Source organism: Variovorax sp. GW821-FHT06D12 (genome assembly GCF_059419205.1).
On record NZ_JBWKRI010000001.1, the window covers coordinates 1,279,690 to 1,294,985 of the forward strand.

Genomic DNA, 15,296 nt, shown 5'->3' on the forward strand with positions numbered 1-15,296 from the left:
CGCCATGAGCCTGCACACCCGCCTGCAACAACGCGCCGCCGAAGGCCGCCCCATCCGCATCGGCCTGATCGGCGCCGGCAAGTTCGGCGCCATGTACCTGGCGCAGATCCCGCGCACGCCCGGCGTGCAACTGGTCGCCATTGCCGACCTCTCGCCCGCCGCCGCGCGCGTCAACCTGGAACGCGTGGGCTGGCAGGCCGAGCGCAGCAACGCCGGCTCGGTGCAGGAGGCGCTGAAGACCGGCGCCACCTGGATCACCGACGACTGGCAGGCCGTGACGCGCGAGCCCAGCATCGACATCGTGGTGGAGTGCACCGGCAACCCGATTGCCGCGGTCGACCACTGCCTGGATGCCTTTGCGCACGGCAAGCACGTGGTCAACGTGACGGTCGAGGCCGACGCCTTCTGCGGCCCGCTGCTCGCGCACAAGGCGCAGCAGGCCGGCGTGGTGTATTCGCTGGCCTTCGGCGACCAGCCCGCGCTGATCTGCGACCTGGTCGACTGGGCCCGCACCTGCGGCTTTCCGGTGGTGGCGGCCGGGCGCGGCCACAAGTGGCTGCCGCACTTCACCGAATCGACGCCCGAGACCGTGTGGGGCAACTACGGCCTCACGCCCGAGCAGGCGAAGCGCGGCGGGCTGAACCCGAAGATGTTCAACAGTTTTCTCGACGGCTCCAAGCCATCGATCGAAAGCTCGGCCGTGGCCAACGCCACCGGCCTGGGCGTGCCCTCCGACGGCCTGCTCTACCCGCCCGCGAGCGTGGAAGACATTCCCTTCGTCACGCGTCCGCGCAGCGAAGGCGGCGTGCTGGAGCGCAAGGGCATGGTCGAGGTGATCTCGTCGCTCGAGGCCGACGGCCGCAAGATTCCCTACGACATCCGCATGGGCGTGTGGGTCACGGTCGAGGCCGAGACCGACTACATCAAGAACTGCTTCGAGGAATACAACGCCCACACCGACCCGAGCGGGCGCTACTTCACGCTGTACAAGCGCTGGCACCTGATCGGGCTCGAGGTGGGCATGTCGGTCGCCAGCGTCGCGCTGCGCGGCGAGCCCACGGGCGTGGCCACCGGCTGGAATGCCGACGTGGTCGCCACCGCCAAGCGCGACCTCGCGGCGGGCGAGATGCTCGACGGCGAAGGCGGCTACACCGTCTGGGGCAAGCTGCTGCCGGCCGAGCGCTCGCTGCGCCTGGGCGGCCTGCCGTTGGGGCTGGCGCACAACGTCAGGCTCGTGCGCCCCGTCAAGAAGGGCCAGAGCCTGAGCTGGGCCGACGTGGCGATGGACACCACCACCGCCGCCTACCGGCTGCGCCAGGAAATGGAAACGCTGTTCACGCCCGCGGTACGCGCCCACGCGGCCTGAGCGCGGGGCCTGGCGCCCACGTTGCGCCAAAGAGCGAACAGGACAAGAATCTTCTGCTCGGCACCGGACCGGTGTCGAAATGACCGGCTGCGGGCCGTCATTGTGGTGAGCGATCTTGCTCGTCAAGCTTTTCCTCACGGAGAAACACCATGCAGTACATGTTGATGTTCTACCAACCCGCGGCCGAATTCGAACAACGCAACGACGCCTCGTCGCAGGCCTACCGCGCCAGCTGGGTCGCGTACGCCGACGCGGTGCGCCAGTCGGGCATTTCGCTCGGCGGCCACGGCCTGCTGCCGCCCATGACCGGCACCACGCTGCGCGTGCGCGGCGACAAGCGCCAGGTGCAGGACGGCCCCTTCGCCGACACCAAGGAACAGCTCGGCGGCTACTTCGTCGTCGACGTGCCCGACCTCGACGCGGCGCTCGAATGGGCCGCGCGTGCGCCCTGCGCCGCCAGCGGCGGCGTGGAAGTGCGGCCGGTCTTCACCGCCACCGCAGCGGCGGGCGCGAGCCAGACGTGACCACTCCGGCGGCACACCACGCCGCCGAACGCGCGGCACGCGAGTCGTACGGGCGGCTGCTGGCCATCCTGTCCGCCCGCACGCACGACATCGCGGCCTCCGAAGACGCCCTGGCCGACGCCTTCGCCCGCGCGCTCGAGCGCTGGCCCGCCGACGGCGTGCCGGTGCAGCCCGACGCCTGGCTGCTGAGCGTCGCGCGGCACCGCAAGCTCGACGCCTGGCGCCACAGCCGCGTGCAGGACGACGCCACGCAGACCCTGCTGCTGCTCGCCGGCGAGATGGACGAGGCCGACCCCGATGCCGCCACCGTGCCCGACGAGCGCCTGCGCCTGCTGTTCGTCTGCGCGCACCCCGCCATCGACGCCGCCGCGCGCGCGCCGCTCATGCTGCAGACCGTGCTCGGGCTCGATGCTGCGCGCATGGCCGGCGCCTTCCTCACCTCGCCTTCCGCGCTGGGCCAGCGGCTGGTGCGCGCCAAGGCCCGCATCCGCGCCGCCGGCATTCCCTTCGAGTACCCGCAGGCGCGCGACCTGCCGCACCGGCTGCGCGACGTGCTCGACGGCATCTACGCCGCCTACGGCACCGGCTGGGACGACGTCGACGGCGCCGACGCCCTGCCGCGCGGCCTGACGACCGAGGCCATCGACCTGGGCCGCATCCTGTGCCGCCTGCTGCCCGCCGAGCCCGAGCCGCTGGGCCTGCTGGCGCTGATGCTGTTCTGCGAGGCGCGCACCGCCGCGCGCCGCACCGAGGCCGGCGCCTACGTGCCGCTCGACCAGCAGGACATCACGCGCTGGGACCACGCGCTGCTGGCCGAGGCCGAGCACCACCTGCGCATCGCGTCGGCCATGCAATCGCTCGGGCCCTACCAGCTCGAGGCCGCGATCCAGTCGGCCCACTGCGAGCGCCGCGCGGGCGCACCGGTGCCGCCCGAAGTGCTGGTGTCGCTGTACGAAGGCCTGCTCGCGCTGCGGCCCAGCATCGGCGCGCAGGTCAGCCTGGCGTGCGCGCTGGCGAATGCGCGCGGGCCCGAGACCGGGCTGCGCGCGCTTGATGCGATTCCGTCGGACGAGGTGGCGAGCTACCAGCCGTTCTGGGCGGCACGCGCGCACCTGCTCGCGGCCGGCGGTGCGCGCGTGGCGGCGCGGCAGGCGTACGACCGGGCGATCGGGTTGAGCAGCAATGGCGCGGTGCGGGCGTACCTGCACGCGATGTCGGAACGGGCCTGAGGCGACCTGCGCCTACCGCGCATTGAACGTGCGCGGAAACAACGCGGCCTGCGAACGGTCTCGCAATCGGTAGCCCATGGCGGGCCGGCCGAGGCTGCCCGCCACCATGCCCGCCTCTTCCATGAACCCACCATCCAGCATCCGCTTGCGGAAGGCACTCTTGTCGATGTCACGGCCCAGCACGACCTCATAGGCGTGCTGCAGCGACGGCAAGGTGAAAGGCTCTTCCAGAAGAAAGGCCGGCAGCGAGGTGTATTCCACCTTGCTGCGCAGACGCGCAACGGCCGCCTCGAGCAGTTCTCCGTGGTCGAACGCCAGACGTTTGCGCAAGGCCGCATCGACCTCGAACCACGCCACCTCGGCGGCGTTGGCGCCGCTGCGCAACTGCATGGCCTGCACCGGGATGAGTGCATAGAAGCAGTGCGTGGCCGACCAGCCGCGCGGATCGCGCTGCGCCCCACCCCAACTCCCAAGCTGCTCGAGATAGGGCGTGACCACGCCGGTCTTCTCGCGCAGCTTGCGCAATGCGCAGTCGAGCAACGAGGCATCTTCATCGGTGTTGATGAAGCCGCCTGGCAATGCCCATTTGCCAGGAAACGGCTCGTTGCTGTCGGCCGCCCGTTTCACCAACAAGACCTGCAGTGCGTCGTCGAGCACAGTGAACATCGCCACATCGACAGTGACCAACGGGCGGGGAAAGGTCAAGGCAGGGAACGTTGAAGCGGGCATGGTCACGATCAGCTTGACTCCGGATTTATTAGTTGTACTATACAACCCATCATTAGTTGCACAGAGCAACTCAATGAGATCGCAAGAAAAACAACAACGAGAGGAACCCAGAACAATGAACAAGCAGACCACGCCGCTTCCCACCGAGCCCCATCTCGCCCAACGCGAGCGCTGGCCGCAGGACGGAAAGCACATCCTGGCGCATCACGATGCCCAGTCCGTCATCGTCTACCAGGCCTACCGCCCCGCCATCGGCGAATACGCGGTCCGGCACGGCCGTCTCGACGGACCGGACTTCAGCCTTTCACGGATGAGCTGGATCAAACCCAACTTCCTCTGGATGATGTATCGCTCCGGCTGGGGCACCAAGGAAGGCCAGGAGGTCACGCTCGGGCTGCGGCTGCGCCGTGCGTTCTTCGAACGGGTCGTGCGCGAGGCCGTGCCTTCGACCTTCGATGCCGAGCGCTATCCTGATCGCGATGCGTGGCAGGAGGCGGTCAACCGTTCCGAAGTTCGCCTGCAATGGGACCCGGACCACGCACCGGCAGGCAACAAGCTGGAACGTCGCGCGATTCAGTTGGGCCTGCGGGGCCGAACGCTCGCTGCGTTTGCAAATGAAGAACTGCTCGAGGTGATCGACATGCGCGCCTTCGTGGACGCTCAACGCCCGATGGCGCAGAACGACAACCCCGGGCTGCAATTGCCGGTCGAGCATGTGCTCGGCTTCGAATCCTGAGGACCACACGAAATGACGACGAACAGACCCCACGCGCTGCGCAGCAACGAAGACTTGCTCGCGCACATCGCCCAAGGCCACAAGATCGACTGCCTGTTCTTCTGGGGCCACCAGGTTCCGAAGGACGGCAGCATCGGCAAGAGCTGCTTCAGCCAGTGGTACGAGGCGCCCTTCACTGTCGAAGGCGTCACCTACCGTACCGCCGAGCATTTCATGATGGCCGGCAAGGCGCGGCTCTTCGGTGACGCGGCCACCTGCGAAAAGATCATCGCCGCGCGCACGCCCGGCGAAGCAAAGAAGCTGGGGCGCCAGATCGGCAACTTCGATGAAGCGGCGTGGCTCAAAGCGCGCTTCGACCTCGTGACGCGCGGAAACGTTGCGAAGTTCTCGCAGAACGCGGCGCTCGGCGCGTACCTGCTCGGCACCGGCCGGCAGGTGCTGGTCGAGGCGAGCCCCGTCGATGCGATCTGGGGCATCGGCCTCGCTGCGACGGACGCGGCGGCGCAAGACCCGCGCACCTGGAAAGGCCTGAACCTGCTGGGTTATGCGCTGATGGCGGCCCGCGACGAACTGGGGACGGCCTCATGAGCGCGGCGCGCTACCAGGGGTGCCTGCTCGGGCTGGCCTGCGGCGATGCGGTGGGCACCACCGTCGAATTCAGCCCCCGCGGCAGCTTCGTGGCTGTGACCGGCATGCACGGCGGCGGTCCGTTCGACCTGGAGCCCGGCGAATGGACCGACGACACCTCGATGGCGCTGTGCCTTGCGGCAAGCCTGATCTATCGCAAGGGCTTCGACGCCACTGACCAGATGAACCGCTACTGCAATTGGCGCAGCGTAGGCTACATGAGCAGCAACGGCCGTTGCTTCGACATTGGTGGCACCGTGTCGGCAGCGCTCAGTCGCTACGTCGGCTCCGGTGATCCGTTCGCGGGCGACCCGAGTCCTCGCACGGCAGGCAACGGCGCGCTGATGCGGCTCGCGCCGGTGCCGATGTTCTACGCGCCGAGCGCCGAGGCCACCTGGCGACAGGCCGGCGAAAGCACACGCACCACGCACGGCGCGCAGGAGGCCATCGAGTGCTCTCAGCTTTTCGCGTTGCAACTGCGCGCAGCGCTGCAAGGCGAAAGCAAGGCGGCGACCCTTGCCACCGTACCGTTGGCGCCCTTGAGCGAAAAAGTCGCGGCGCTGGCACGCGGCGACTACGCCTCGAAGCCGATCGAACACATCAAGGGTTCGGGCTATTGCGTCGAATCGCTCGAAGCAGCGCTCTGGTGCTTCGCGCACACCGACTCGTTCGAGCAGGCGGTCCTCGCGGCCGCCAACCTGGGTGACGATGCGGACACCACCGCTGCGATCTGCGGCCAGATCGCAGGTGCCTTCTACGGCGTGGACGGCATTCCCTCCGACTGGCTGCGCCAGCTCGTGATGCGCGACGAGATCACGCAGATGGCCAACGACCTGCTCGCGCTGGCGCAACGCTGAACGCGTCCGCGCTCAATCCGACGTCACGGCAGCGGCGGCCCCGACCCGCCGCCCTTCAAGCCGGCTGCCACCCTGCGTCAGCGTGACGCCGATCACCTCGCCCCCATCGCCGCGCCGGAACACAAACTGCGCTCCGATCGCCGTCACCGCAAAACGATCAGGCCCCGTGGGCGTGAGAAGGTTGTAGCCCTTGCCCGATTCACGCGCCAGCAAACGCCCGTCGCGCACGGTGAAGCCCAGCACCTGCGCCTTGCCGACGCGGAACTCGCCCGCGTAGTCGGCCAGGCGCTTCGGATCGATGGGCACTTCCGTCGTCGGCACCGGGTAGCGGCTCTTGCCGATGGCGAGCATCACGGGCTGCAGCGGCGCGCGCTGGTTGCTGGCGAGCACGATGAGCGCTTCGCCGGTGTCGGGCGCCAGCAGCCAGAGCGTGCGGTAGCCCTCGGTGACGCCCGCGTGGTAGTAGGTGCGTCGGCCGGTCTCGGGGCCGCGCACCATCACGGCGTAGCCGATCTCGGCGCCCTCGTAGCGTGCGAGCGGCGTGAGCAGGCGCGCGGCGGCCGGGCCCAGCGGGCCGTGGGCGCCGGCGAGGATGGCGCGGCTGAAGGCCAGCATGTCGGCGGCGGTCGAGCGCAGCGCGCTGGCGGGCGCGTAGGCATGCATGTCGAAGCGGCGCTGGCGCTGGTCACCCGCGAACGGCGGTGCCATGCGCGAGGCCTTGTCGCCGAGCGGGATCACGGTGTCGTTCATGCCCAGCGGCTCGGTGATGCGCGCGCGCACCAGCTCGCCCCACGAGGTGCCGTAGCGCAGCGCCAGCAGCTGTCCGAGCAGCGCCATGCCGAAGTTGCTGTAGCGCGCCTCGCACGGCGCCGCGACGCCCGTGAGGTGGATGCGCGCGAGCGCAGCCCAGAACATCGGCAGGTCGAAGCTGCGGAACTGCTCGGCCAGTGCGGCACCACCGGTGACGCCGTCGGCCATCACGGGCAGGCAGCCGGTGTGGGTGACGAGCTGCCGCAGCGTGATCGCGGCCACGGCGGGCGGCACGCCCTCGGCATGGCCGGCCAGCAGCTTGCCCACGCTGTCGTCGAGCGCCACGTCGCCGCGCTCCACGGCCTGCGCCAGCAGCAGGCCGGTGAAGACCTTGGTGACCGAGCCGATCTCGAACATCGGCTGCTCCGCGCTGGCCGCCGCAATGGCGCGCGCCACCAGCGGCTCGGGGTTGTGGGCGATGCCGTAGGCGGCCTTGTCGCCGCGCAGCACGCCGACCACCAGCGTGCCGCGCTCGGTGCCGAGCGCGGTGCGGGCCAGCACGGCGGGGTCGCTGGCGAGCGAGAGCGGTGCGGAGGGTGCGGCCGGCGGTGCGAGTTGCGCACTCGCCGCGCCCACCAGCCAGGGCACGAGAAGCCAGGGCGCCAGCCAGCGGCGGCACCAGGCGGAGGGCAGAAGCCGCATCGTCGGAATCCTCGGGCGTGAAGTCGTCATCGTCGAAAGAGCCGCCATCCTGCCACGGCGGCCACAATGACCCCATGCGTGCATTGCTTTCGACCTTCTCCTGGCAGGAACTGCGCCACCACCCCTGGCGCAACGCGGCGGCCGTGCTGGCCGTGATGCTGGGCGTGGCGCTGGCGTTTTCGGTGCAGCTCATCAACGCCTCGGCGCTCGACGAGTTCTCCAGCGCGGTGCGCTCGGTGAACGGCCAGCCCGACCTCGAGGTGCGCGCCGCGCAGGGCAGCTTCGACGAGGCTGTGTTCGGCCGGCTCGCGCGCCGGCCCGAGGTGGCGCTGGCGAGCCCCGTGCTCGAGTTCCAGGGCCTGGCCCTGGGCCACGACGGGCGCCAGGTGCCGCTGCGCGTGATCGGCGTCGATGCGCTCGCGCTGCCCACCATCGCGCCCGCGCTGATGCCGCAGTCGGCCACCGGTGCGGACCGCTTCGCGCTGTTCGCGCCCGGCCATGTGTTCCTCAACGCGGCGGCGCGCCAGGCACTGCAGCTGCCGCTGCAACCCGCGCCCGGCGAAAGCCTGCAGCTGCGCAGCGGCGCCGCGTGGCAGCGCCTTGCGGTGTCGGGCCATGTGACGGCCGGCGGCGCGGCGCTGGCGGTGATGGACATCGCGGCCGCGCAGGAGCTGTTCGGCCCGCTCGGCCAGTTGAGCCGCATCGACCTGCGGCTGGCGCCGGGCACCGACCGCGCGGCCTTCGTGGCCACGCTCGAGAAGTCGCCCGATTGGCCCGCGGGCCTGAAGTTCGCCGAGCCGGGCGATGCGGCCGAGCGCGTGAGCAACCTGTCGCGCGCCTACCGCGTCAACCTCACGGTGCTGGCGCTGGTGGCGCTGTTCACGGGCGCGTTCCTGGTGTTCTCGGTGCTCGCGCTCAGCGTGGCCAAGCGCGCGCAGCAGTTCGCGCTGCTCGGCGTGCTGGGCCTCACGCCGCGTGGACGGCTGCGGCTGGTGCTGGCCGAATCGCTGGTGCTCGGGATCATCGGCAGCGCCGCCGGCCTGGCGCTCGGCACCGCGCTCGCGGCCTTCGCGCTGCGCGTGCTGGGCGGCGACCTGGGCGGCGGCTACTTCGAAGGCGTGGCGCCCCGGCTGCACTGGAGCAGTGGCGCCGCGCTGCTGTACGGCGGGCTCGGCGTGGTGGCCGCGCTGGTGGGCGGCTGGTGGCCCGCGCGCGCCGCGCAGGCGCTGCCCGAAGCGCAGACGCTCAAGGGCCTGGGCGCGGCGCCCGCGCAGGGCCGCCACCACTGGCTCGCGCTCGGGCTCATCGGCGCGGGCGCGGCGCTGGCCAACCTGCCGGCCATCGGCGGCATTCCGGTGGCGGCGTATCTGTCGGTGGCCTGCCTGCTGGTGGGCGGCATCACCGCCCTGCCCTGGCTGATCGCGCTGCTGTACGACCGCGTGGCGCCGGCGTTTGCACGGCGCGTGCTGCCGATGCTTGCCGTCGAGCGCGCGCGGCGCATGCGCGGCACGGCGGCCGTGGCGGTGAGCGGCGTGGTCGCAAGCCTGAGCCTGGCGGTGGCGCTCACGGTGATGGTCGCGAGCTTTCGCGAGTCGGTCACGCACTGGCTCGACGTCGTGCTGCCGGCCGACCTGTACGTGCGCGCCACCTCGGGCGGGCGCGGCAGCGGCAACAGCGGCGGCACCAGCAGCACCGACACCGCGACCTTCGCGCCGGCCTTCGTGCAGGCGCTGGCGCAACTGCCCGGCGTGGCGCGCACCGGCACGCTGCGCACGCAGTCGCTGCAGCTCGACCCCGCGCAGCCCGCCGTGACGCTGATCGCGCGCAGCCTCGAAGGCGGCGTGGTGCGCGGCCTGCCGCTGGTGGGCGAGGCGCTGCCGGTGCCGCCCGGGCAGACCGGCATCTACGTGAGCGAGCCGATGGTCGAGCTGTACGGCGCGAAGCCGGGCAGCGTGTTCGCGCCGCTGGCCGATGCGATGCGCACGGCCACGCCGCAGGTGTTCTTCGTGGCCGGCGTGTGGCGTGACTACGCGCGGCAGTTCGGCGCGATCGCGATGGACGCGCGCGACTTCGAGCGCATCACCGGCGAGTACGACGTGAGCGACGTCGCACTGTGGCTCGCGCCCGGTGCGTCCGAGGCCGAGGTGCAGGCGGCCGTTCGCGCCCTCGCCTCGCGCGCATCACGCGAAGGCGCCGTGGAGCTCGCCTCGGTCGGCCAGATCCGTGCGACCTCGCTGCGCATCTTCGACCGCAGCTTTGCCGTCACCTACTGGCTGCAGGCCGTGGCCATCGCCATCGGCCTGTTCGGCATCGCGGCCAGCTTCAGCGCGCAGGTGCTGGCGCGGCGCAAGGAGTTCGGGCTGCTCGCGCACCTGGGCTTCACGCGGCGGCAGGTGCTGGCCGTGGTGGCCGGCGAAGGCGCGGCCTGGACCGCCATCGGCGCGGTGGCCGGGCTGCTGCTCGGGCTGGCCGTGTCGGTGGTGCTGGTGAAGGTGGTGAACCCGCAGAGCTTCCACTGGAGCATGGACCTGCTGGTGCCCTGGGTGCGGCTGCTGGCGCTGTGCGCGGCCGTGGTGGCGGCCGGCACGTTCACGGCGTGGATGGCCGGGCGCGCCGCCGCGGGGCGCGATGTGGTGCTGGCGGTGAAGGAGGACTGGTAGCGCCCGGCATCCGCTGGACCCGTTCCACGGCCTCCTTCTCGCCAGCCGGGCGGCAGGTCTTCGGTGGCCAGGTGATCGGTGTCGCCAAAGGCCTGCCACTGGCCGTTGGCTACCTTGCGGGCCGGTCCGTCGGTCGTAACGCGCCCGGCCACGGCCCTTGATCGCGCGAACACGCCCTAGCCATCGCGGCTAGTGCGTCCGGCCCTGCGTCGCACGACGATCACCAAGGGAACGGATTGCGCCGTGACGCCTTCGGCGGATCGCTCCGTTCCGTCACCCAAGGAGATCGCGACATGCAGGTCGAACGCAGCGTCTATCGTGAGGACCACGAGACATTCCGCACCACGGTGCGCCGCTTTCTCGAACGCGAGTGCGTGCCCCACCAGGCCGATTGGGACCGCGACGGCCAGGTCAGCCGCGAGGTCTGGCTAAAGGCCGGCCGCGAGGGCCTGCTGTGCACCACGCTGCCCACCGAATACGGCGGCGGTGGCGGCGACTTCGGCCACGCGGCCATCATTGCCGAGGAGATCGCGCACGCCGGTGTCGGCGGCCTGTCGATCGGGCTGCATTCGGACATCGTGGCGCCCTACATCCACCGCCTGGGCACCGAGGCGCAAAAGCAGAAGTGGCTGCCGGGCATCTGCCGCGGCGAGCAGATCCTGGCGGTGGCCATCACCGAACCGGGCGGAGGCTCGGACGTGAAATCGCTGCGCACCACCGCCGTGCGCGACGGCGACGACTACCTCATCAACGGCAGCAAGACCTTCATCAGCAACGGCTTCCTCAGCGACCTGGTGGTCGTGGTGTGCAAGACCGACCCAGCCGCCGGCGCCAAGGGCGTGAGCCTGGTCGTGGTCGAGACGGACCGCCCCGGCTTTCGCCGCGGCCGCAAGCTCGACAAGGTCGGCATGCGCGCCCAGGACACGGCCGAGCTGTTCTTCGACAACATCCGCGTGCCGGTAGCCAACCGGCTGGGCGACGAAGGCAAGGGCTTCGCCTACCTGATGCAGGAGCTGCCGCAGGAGCGTTTCATGATCGCCGTCAGCGCCGCGACCAAGCTCGAGCGCCTTCTCCAGCAGACCCTCGATTACGTGAAGGACCGCCGCGCCTTCGACCAGACGGTGTGGGACTTCCAGAACACGAAGTTCAAGCTGGCCGACATCAAGGCCCAGTCGGTGGCGCTGCGCACGATGGTCGATCACTACCTCGCGGCGCACATGAGCCGGCGCCTCACGGTGGAAGAAGCCGCGATCGCCAAGCTGTTCGCCACCGAAACGCTGTGGAAGTGCATCGACGACATGGTGCAGCTGCACGGCGGCTACGGCTACATGCTGGAGTACCCCATCGCACGCGCCTTCGTCGACATGCGCGTGAGCCGCATCTACGGCGGCACCAGCGAAGTGATGCGCGACCTGATCTCGCGCAAGCTGTAGGCCGGGCAAGCCGGCATTCAAACAAGGAGCATCTTCATGATCGACAGGAACATCATCGGCATGGCTTTCCCGCCCTTTGCCATCACCGCCGAAGCCGGGCAGCTGCGCTTCTTCGCCAAGGCCATCGGCGAGACCGATCCGGTCTACTTCGACGAGTCCGCCGCGCGCGATGCCGGCCACCCCACCTTGCCGCTGCCGCCCACCTTCCTGTTCTCGCTGGAGCTCGCGCGTCCGCCGAGCAACTGGCGCGAGGAAGCCGGCATCGAGCTGGCGCGCGTGCTGCACGGCGAGCAGTCCTTCACCTACCGGCGCATGGCCCATGCGGGCGACACGCTGCACTTCGACAGCCGGGTCACCGACGTCTACGAGAAGAAAGGCGGCGCGCTCGAGTTCGTCGTCATGGAAACCCGCGTCACCAACCAGCGCTCGGAGCACGTGGCCGACATCCGCAAGGTGCTGGTGCACCGCAATGGCTGAACACAAGGAACACCGATGAAGACCCTGAATTTCGACGCCCTCGAACCCGGCGACACCCTGCCCCCACTGGCACTCGCCCCGATCAACCGCACGACCCTGGCGCTTTTTGCCGGCGCATCGAACGACCACAACCCGATGCATATCGACCTCGACTTCGCGCAACGCGGCGGCATGCCCGACGTGTTCGCGCACGGCATGCTGTCGATGGCCTACCTGGGCCGCCTGCTGACGCAGTGGGTCGACCAGCGCAAGGTGCGCCAGTTCAACGCGCGCTTCGCCGGCATCACGCACCTGGGCCATGCCATCACCTGCACGGGCGAGGTCATCGACAAGTTCGAGGCCGGCGGCGAAGAGCGGGTGAAGGTGGAAATCCGCACCACCAACCAGGACGGCGAGGTGAAGATCCTGGGCGACGCAGTCATCGCGCGCTGACCCGGCCCGAGCGTGGTCCCCGGTGCCACGGCGCCGGGGACCGCGCGATCGCTCACTGCATGAAATTCGGCCCCGCCAGCTTGACCAGTTCGCGCGTGCGCACCGACTCGCTGGCGATCATGGCGCTGAACGGCTCCCGCCCCGTGCCGGCGAACTCCCCACCGCTGATGCGCACCACCTGCTCGCGGAACGCGGGGTCTGCGGCCGCGCGCACCATCAGTGCCTCGAACTTGCCGGCAATCGGCGCCGGCGTCTTGGCGCGGATCGCAAAGCCGATGAAGGTAAAGAGCGTGTAGTCGGCCACGCCGCCCTCCTGCACGGTAGGCACTCCCGGCATCAACGCATGGCGCTTGCCCGAGGACACGCCCAGCCCGCGCACCTTGCCCGAGGCGATCAGCGGCGCCGCACCGCCGACATCAGTCAGCGCCGCATCGGCCACGCCGCCGATCACGTCGGCGATCGCCTGCGAGGCGCCCTTGTAGGGAATGGCATTGAACTTCACGCCCGCCCGGCGCGCGAGGTCCAGCGCACCCAGCCGGTACGAGTTGCCGTAGACACCGATGCTGACCGACCCCGGCGCCTTGCGGGCCGCATCGAGCAGGTCGCCCAGCGTCTTGAACCGCGAGTCGGGCGATGTCACCAGCACGGCCGGAATGCGCACCAGGTCGAGCATCGGCGTCAGGTCTTCCACCTTGTAGGGCAGGTCCTTGATGACCAGCGGATTGATCACCATGGTGCTGTTGCTGACGAGCACCACCGAATGGCCGTCCGCCGGCGCACCCAGCAGGTTCTGCGTGCCGACGACAAGATCGGCGCCGGGCCGGTTCTCGACGAAGGTCGCCTGCCCCGAGACGGCCCTGAACTGCTCCGCCATCAGCCGCGTGAGCGTGTCGCCGCTGCTGCCGGGCCCGATGGGCACGATGAAGCGCACCGCGCGAGAGGGATACCCCTCGTCGGCCTGGGCCTGCGAGAGCGTGGGGACGGCCACGGCCAGGGCCAGCCACACGGCACCGATCTTCTTGTTCATGTCTTGTCTCCTTGGAGGGTCTTCACGTGAGCGCGAGTGCGGCAGCGCGCGCGGCCTGGTCGTGCGCGTCCTGCTGCGCCTGCATCTCGCGCCACAGGATCTTTCCGGTCGCGGTCTTGGGCAGGGCCTCGACGAACTCGACCAGGCGCGGCACCTTGTAGGCCGACAGGCGCGTGCGCGCCCATTCCGTGACCGCCTCCGGCGCCAGCGTGCCGCGCGCCGCCGGGCGCAGCACGACGAAGGCCTTGACGGTCTCGCCGCGGCGCGCATCGAAGGCCGAGATCACGCAGGCCTCCTGCACCGCCGGATGGCCGTACAGCGAGGTCTCGATCTCGGCGGGCCAGATCTTCAGCCCCGCCGCGTTGATCATCCGCTTGAGCCGGTCGGTGACATAGAAATAGCCGTCCTCGTCGTGATGGCCGATGTCGCCGCTGCGCAGGAAGCGCTTGCCGTCGATCTCGATGGTCGCCGCCGCCGTGGCCTCCGGCTGGTTCCAGTAGCCCTCGAACAGGGTGGGCGCGTGGATCACGATTTCCCCGGGGTGCGCGGGCCCCAGTTCCGCGCCCGAGTCCGGATCGATCACGCGGGCATCGCAGTTGATGTGCGGCACGCCCGCGCACTGGCGCCGCGCCGCCTGGGGCGGGTTGATGTGCGAGGCGCCGCAGGCCTCCGTGAGGCCGTAGCTTTCGATGAAGGACAGCCCCAGCCGTTCCTCGATCTTGCGGATCAGCGCCTCGGGCATGGCCGTGGCGCCGCCATAGAGCCGCCGCAGCGACGACAGGTCGCGCTGCGCGATGTCGGGCCGCGAGAACACCTCGGCCAGCATCGGCGTGACGGCGCACCAGGCGTACAGGCGCAGCCGCTCGATCAGCTCGACCACCGCGTCGCCATCCCAGCGCGACAGCAGCACGACGGTGCGCCCGACGTAGATCGCCAGGTTCATCACGTTCATGCCGGCCAGATGGCTGGCCGGCAGCACCAGCAGCTCGGACTGGTCGGCCTGCTCCGACAGCCACTGCACGCGCTGCAGCGACGCATGGGCGAAGTTGCGGTGGGTCAGCATGGCGCCCTTGGGCTTGCCGGTGGTGCCCGAGGTGTAGGCCACCACGGCAAGGTCGCCGCCCCCGCCCTGCATCGGGGTCGGCGCGATGCCTGCCGCGAGCGCGCCGGAGAACGTGTGCAGCCCGGGGCCGGCCAACGGCCGCCGCGCTTCGCGCACGAACTCGGGAATCTCGAGGAAGGGCACATCCTGCGGCCTTCCGGCCAGCTCGCAGACCGCGCCGACCACGCAGCCGTCCAGGCGGTTGTCGTCGAGCAGGGACTGCGCCCGGTCCATCATGTCCTGCGTTGCGATCAGCACCCGCGCGCCGGAATCGCTGGCGTAGTAGGCGACCTCCTCGGCGGTGCTCATGGCGTTCATCGCCACCACCACGGCATCGCACCGCAGCACAGCGTAGTAGGCGATGACGAACTGCGGGCAGTTCTGCATCAGCAGCATCACGCGGTCGCCGCGCCGCACGCCCAGCCGCTGCTGCAGGTAGCCGGCCAGCGCCAGTGCATCCGCATGCAGGCTGCGGTAGCTGGTCGAGCGTCCGTAGTAGGAGATCGCGACCTTGTCCGGCGCGGCCTCGGCGCTTCTGGCGAGGTGGCTGAACAGGTTGCGATCGGCCACTTCCAGCGTCTGCGGAACGCCGGCGGGCCAGTGTGCGTAGTGGCGGGTCAACCGTGCCATGAAAGCTGCCTTGAG

At 70.1% G+C, this 15,296-nt stretch carries 14 protein-coding genes; 10 read left to right on the top strand and 4 right to left on the bottom strand.

The window, feature by feature from the left end:
* Nucleotides 1-4 precede the first annotated feature (4 nt).
* From AC07SQ_RS05825 to AC07SQ_RS05835, 3 genes are all read left to right on the top strand, one after another.
* Entirely contained in the window at nt 5-1,366 is a 1,362-nt protein-coding gene (locus AC07SQ_RS05825) for an NAD(P)H-dependent oxidoreductase (protein WP_307635470.1), read from the top strand.
* 149 nt (nt 1,367-1,515) lie between these two features.
* Nucleotides 1,516-1,890, top strand: coding sequence for a YciI family protein (locus tag AC07SQ_RS05830; protein WP_062478473.1), 375 nt, complete (start codon nt 1,516-1,518; stop codon nt 1,888-1,890).
* On the top strand, nt 1,887-3,119 hold the full coding sequence (locus AC07SQ_RS05835) for an RNA polymerase sigma factor (protein ID WP_095949052.1): 1,233 nt from the start codon (nt 1,887-1,889) through the stop codon (nt 3,117-3,119). Before AC07SQ_RS05830 ends, AC07SQ_RS05835 begins: the two co-directional genes overlap by 4 nt.
* Nucleotides 3,120-3,131: 12 nt before the next feature.
* Here AC07SQ_RS05835 and AC07SQ_RS05840 read toward each other — a convergent pair whose 3' ends face one another.
* Nucleotides 3,132-3,848: an NUDIX hydrolase gene (locus AC07SQ_RS05840; protein WP_492697088.1), complete on the bottom strand. Its 717-nt coding sequence runs from the start codon at nt 3,846-3,848 to the stop codon at nt 3,132-3,134.
* A 115-nt stretch (nt 3,849-3,963) separates the two neighbouring features.
* Here AC07SQ_RS05840 and AC07SQ_RS05845 point away from each other — a divergent pair, with 115 nt between their 5' ends.
* From AC07SQ_RS05845 to AC07SQ_RS05855, 3 genes are read left to right on the top strand one after another with little or no spacing between them, the layout of a single operon-like run.
* A complete protein-coding gene (locus tag AC07SQ_RS05845; protein ID WP_062478465.1) occupies nt 3,964-4,584 on the top strand; it encodes a DUF4291 domain-containing protein in 621 nt (206 codons plus the stop codon).
* Nucleotides 4,585-4,596: 12 nt separating this feature from the next.
* Entirely contained in the window at nt 4,597-5,172 is a 576-nt protein-coding gene (gene ybiA, locus AC07SQ_RS05850; RefSeq protein ID WP_495270451.1) for a riboflavin biosynthesis intermediates N-glycosidase, read from the top strand.
* Entirely contained in the window at nt 5,169-6,068 is a 900-nt protein-coding gene (locus AC07SQ_RS05855; protein ID WP_495270450.1) for an ADP-ribosylglycohydrolase family protein, read from the top strand. The genes ybiA and AC07SQ_RS05855 overlap by 4 nt, the downstream gene beginning before the upstream one ends.
* A 12-nt stretch (nt 6,069-6,080) precedes the next feature.
* Here AC07SQ_RS05855 and AC07SQ_RS05860 read toward each other — a convergent pair whose 3' ends face one another.
* The gene (locus tag AC07SQ_RS05860; protein WP_495270449.1) at nt 6,081-7,520 is read right to left on the bottom strand and encodes a serine hydrolase domain-containing protein; all 1,440 of its coding nucleotides are present in this window, start codon (nt 7,518-7,520) and stop codon (nt 6,081-6,083) included.
* 74 nt (nt 7,521-7,594) lie between these two features.
* On the opposite strand from AC07SQ_RS05860, the gene AC07SQ_RS05865 reads away from it, so the two are divergent.
* The 4 genes from AC07SQ_RS05865 (at nt 7,595) to AC07SQ_RS05880 (ending at nt 12,522) form a co-directional block, all read left to right on the top strand.
* A complete protein-coding gene (locus AC07SQ_RS05865) occupies nt 7,595-10,180 on the top strand; it encodes an FtsX-like permease family protein (protein ID WP_495270448.1) in 2,586 nt (861 codons plus the stop codon).
* A gap of 293 nt (nt 10,181-10,473) precedes the next feature.
* Entirely contained in the window at nt 10,474-11,613 is a 1,140-nt protein-coding gene (locus AC07SQ_RS05870; RefSeq protein ID WP_495270447.1) for an acyl-CoA dehydrogenase family protein, read from the top strand.
* A 36-nt stretch (nt 11,614-11,649) separates the two neighbouring features.
* The gene (locus AC07SQ_RS05875) at nt 11,650-12,090 is read left to right on the top strand and encodes a MaoC family dehydratase N-terminal domain-containing protein (protein ID WP_354345040.1); all 441 of its coding nucleotides are present in this window, start codon (nt 11,650-11,652) and stop codon (nt 12,088-12,090) included.
* Between the two features lie 15 nt (nt 12,091-12,105).
* Nucleotides 12,106-12,522: a MaoC family dehydratase gene (locus AC07SQ_RS05880; protein WP_495270446.1), complete on the top strand. Its 417-nt coding sequence runs from the start codon at nt 12,106-12,108 to the stop codon at nt 12,520-12,522.
* Between the two features lie 52 nt (nt 12,523-12,574).
* Here the strand turns inward: AC07SQ_RS05880 and AC07SQ_RS05885 are convergent, their stop codons facing one another.
* On the bottom strand, nt 12,575-13,549 hold the full coding sequence (locus AC07SQ_RS05885; RefSeq protein WP_159276136.1) for a tripartite tricarboxylate transporter substrate binding protein: 975 nt from the start codon (nt 13,547-13,549) through the stop codon (nt 12,575-12,577).
* 22 nt (nt 13,550-13,571) lie between these two features.
* On the bottom strand, nt 13,572-15,281 hold the full coding sequence (locus AC07SQ_RS05890) for an AMP-binding protein (protein ID WP_495270445.1): 1,710 nt from the start codon (nt 15,279-15,281) through the stop codon (nt 13,572-13,574).
* Between the last annotated feature and the right edge of the window lie 15 nt (nt 15,282-15,296).

What these genes read in the sequence shown, in the direction of transcription:
- AC07SQ_RS05885 (WP_159276136.1), bottom strand. Translation starts at nt 13,549, where the DNA reads ATGAACAAGAAGATCGGTGCCGTGTGGCTGGCCCTGGCCGTGGCCGTC.
- AC07SQ_RS05875 (WP_354345040.1), top strand. Translation starts at nt 11,650, where the DNA reads ATGATCGACAGGAACATCATCGGCATGGCTTTCCCGCCCTTTGCCATC.
- AC07SQ_RS05845 (WP_062478465.1), top strand. Translation starts at nt 3,964, where the DNA reads ATGAACAAGCAGACCACGCCGCTTCCCACCGAGCCCCATCTCGCCCAA.
- AC07SQ_RS05860 (WP_495270449.1), bottom strand. Translation starts at nt 7,520, where the DNA reads ATGCGGCTTCTGCCCTCCGCCTGGTGCCGCCGCTGGCTGGCGCCCTGG.
- AC07SQ_RS05870 (WP_495270447.1), top strand. Translation starts at nt 10,474, where the DNA reads ATGCAGGTCGAACGCAGCGTCTATCGTGAGGACCACGAGACATTCCGC.
- AC07SQ_RS05890 (WP_495270445.1), bottom strand. Translation starts at nt 15,281, where the DNA reads ATGGCACGGTTGACCCGCCACTACGCACACTGGCCCGCCGGCGTTCCG.
- AC07SQ_RS05855 (WP_495270450.1), top strand. Translation starts at nt 5,169, where the DNA reads ATGAGCGCGGCGCGCTACCAGGGGTGCCTGCTCGGGCTGGCCTGCGGC.
- ybiA (WP_495270451.1), top strand. Translation starts at nt 4,597, where the DNA reads ATGACGACGAACAGACCCCACGCGCTGCGCAGCAACGAAGACTTGCTC.
- AC07SQ_RS05825 (WP_307635470.1), top strand. Translation starts at nt 5, where the DNA reads ATGAGCCTGCACACCCGCCTGCAACAACGCGCCGCCGAAGGCCGCCCC.
- AC07SQ_RS05840 (WP_492697088.1), bottom strand. Translation starts at nt 3,848, where the DNA reads ATGCCCGCTTCAACGTTCCCTGCCTTGACCTTTCCCCGCCCGTTGGTC.
- AC07SQ_RS05880 (WP_495270446.1), top strand. Translation starts at nt 12,106, where the DNA reads ATGAAGACCCTGAATTTCGACGCCCTCGAACCCGGCGACACCCTGCCC.
- AC07SQ_RS05865 (WP_495270448.1), top strand. Translation starts at nt 7,595, where the DNA reads ATGCGTGCATTGCTTTCGACCTTCTCCTGGCAGGAACTGCGCCACCAC.
- AC07SQ_RS05830 (WP_062478473.1), top strand. Translation starts at nt 1,516, where the DNA reads ATGCAGTACATGTTGATGTTCTACCAACCCGCGGCCGAATTCGAACAA.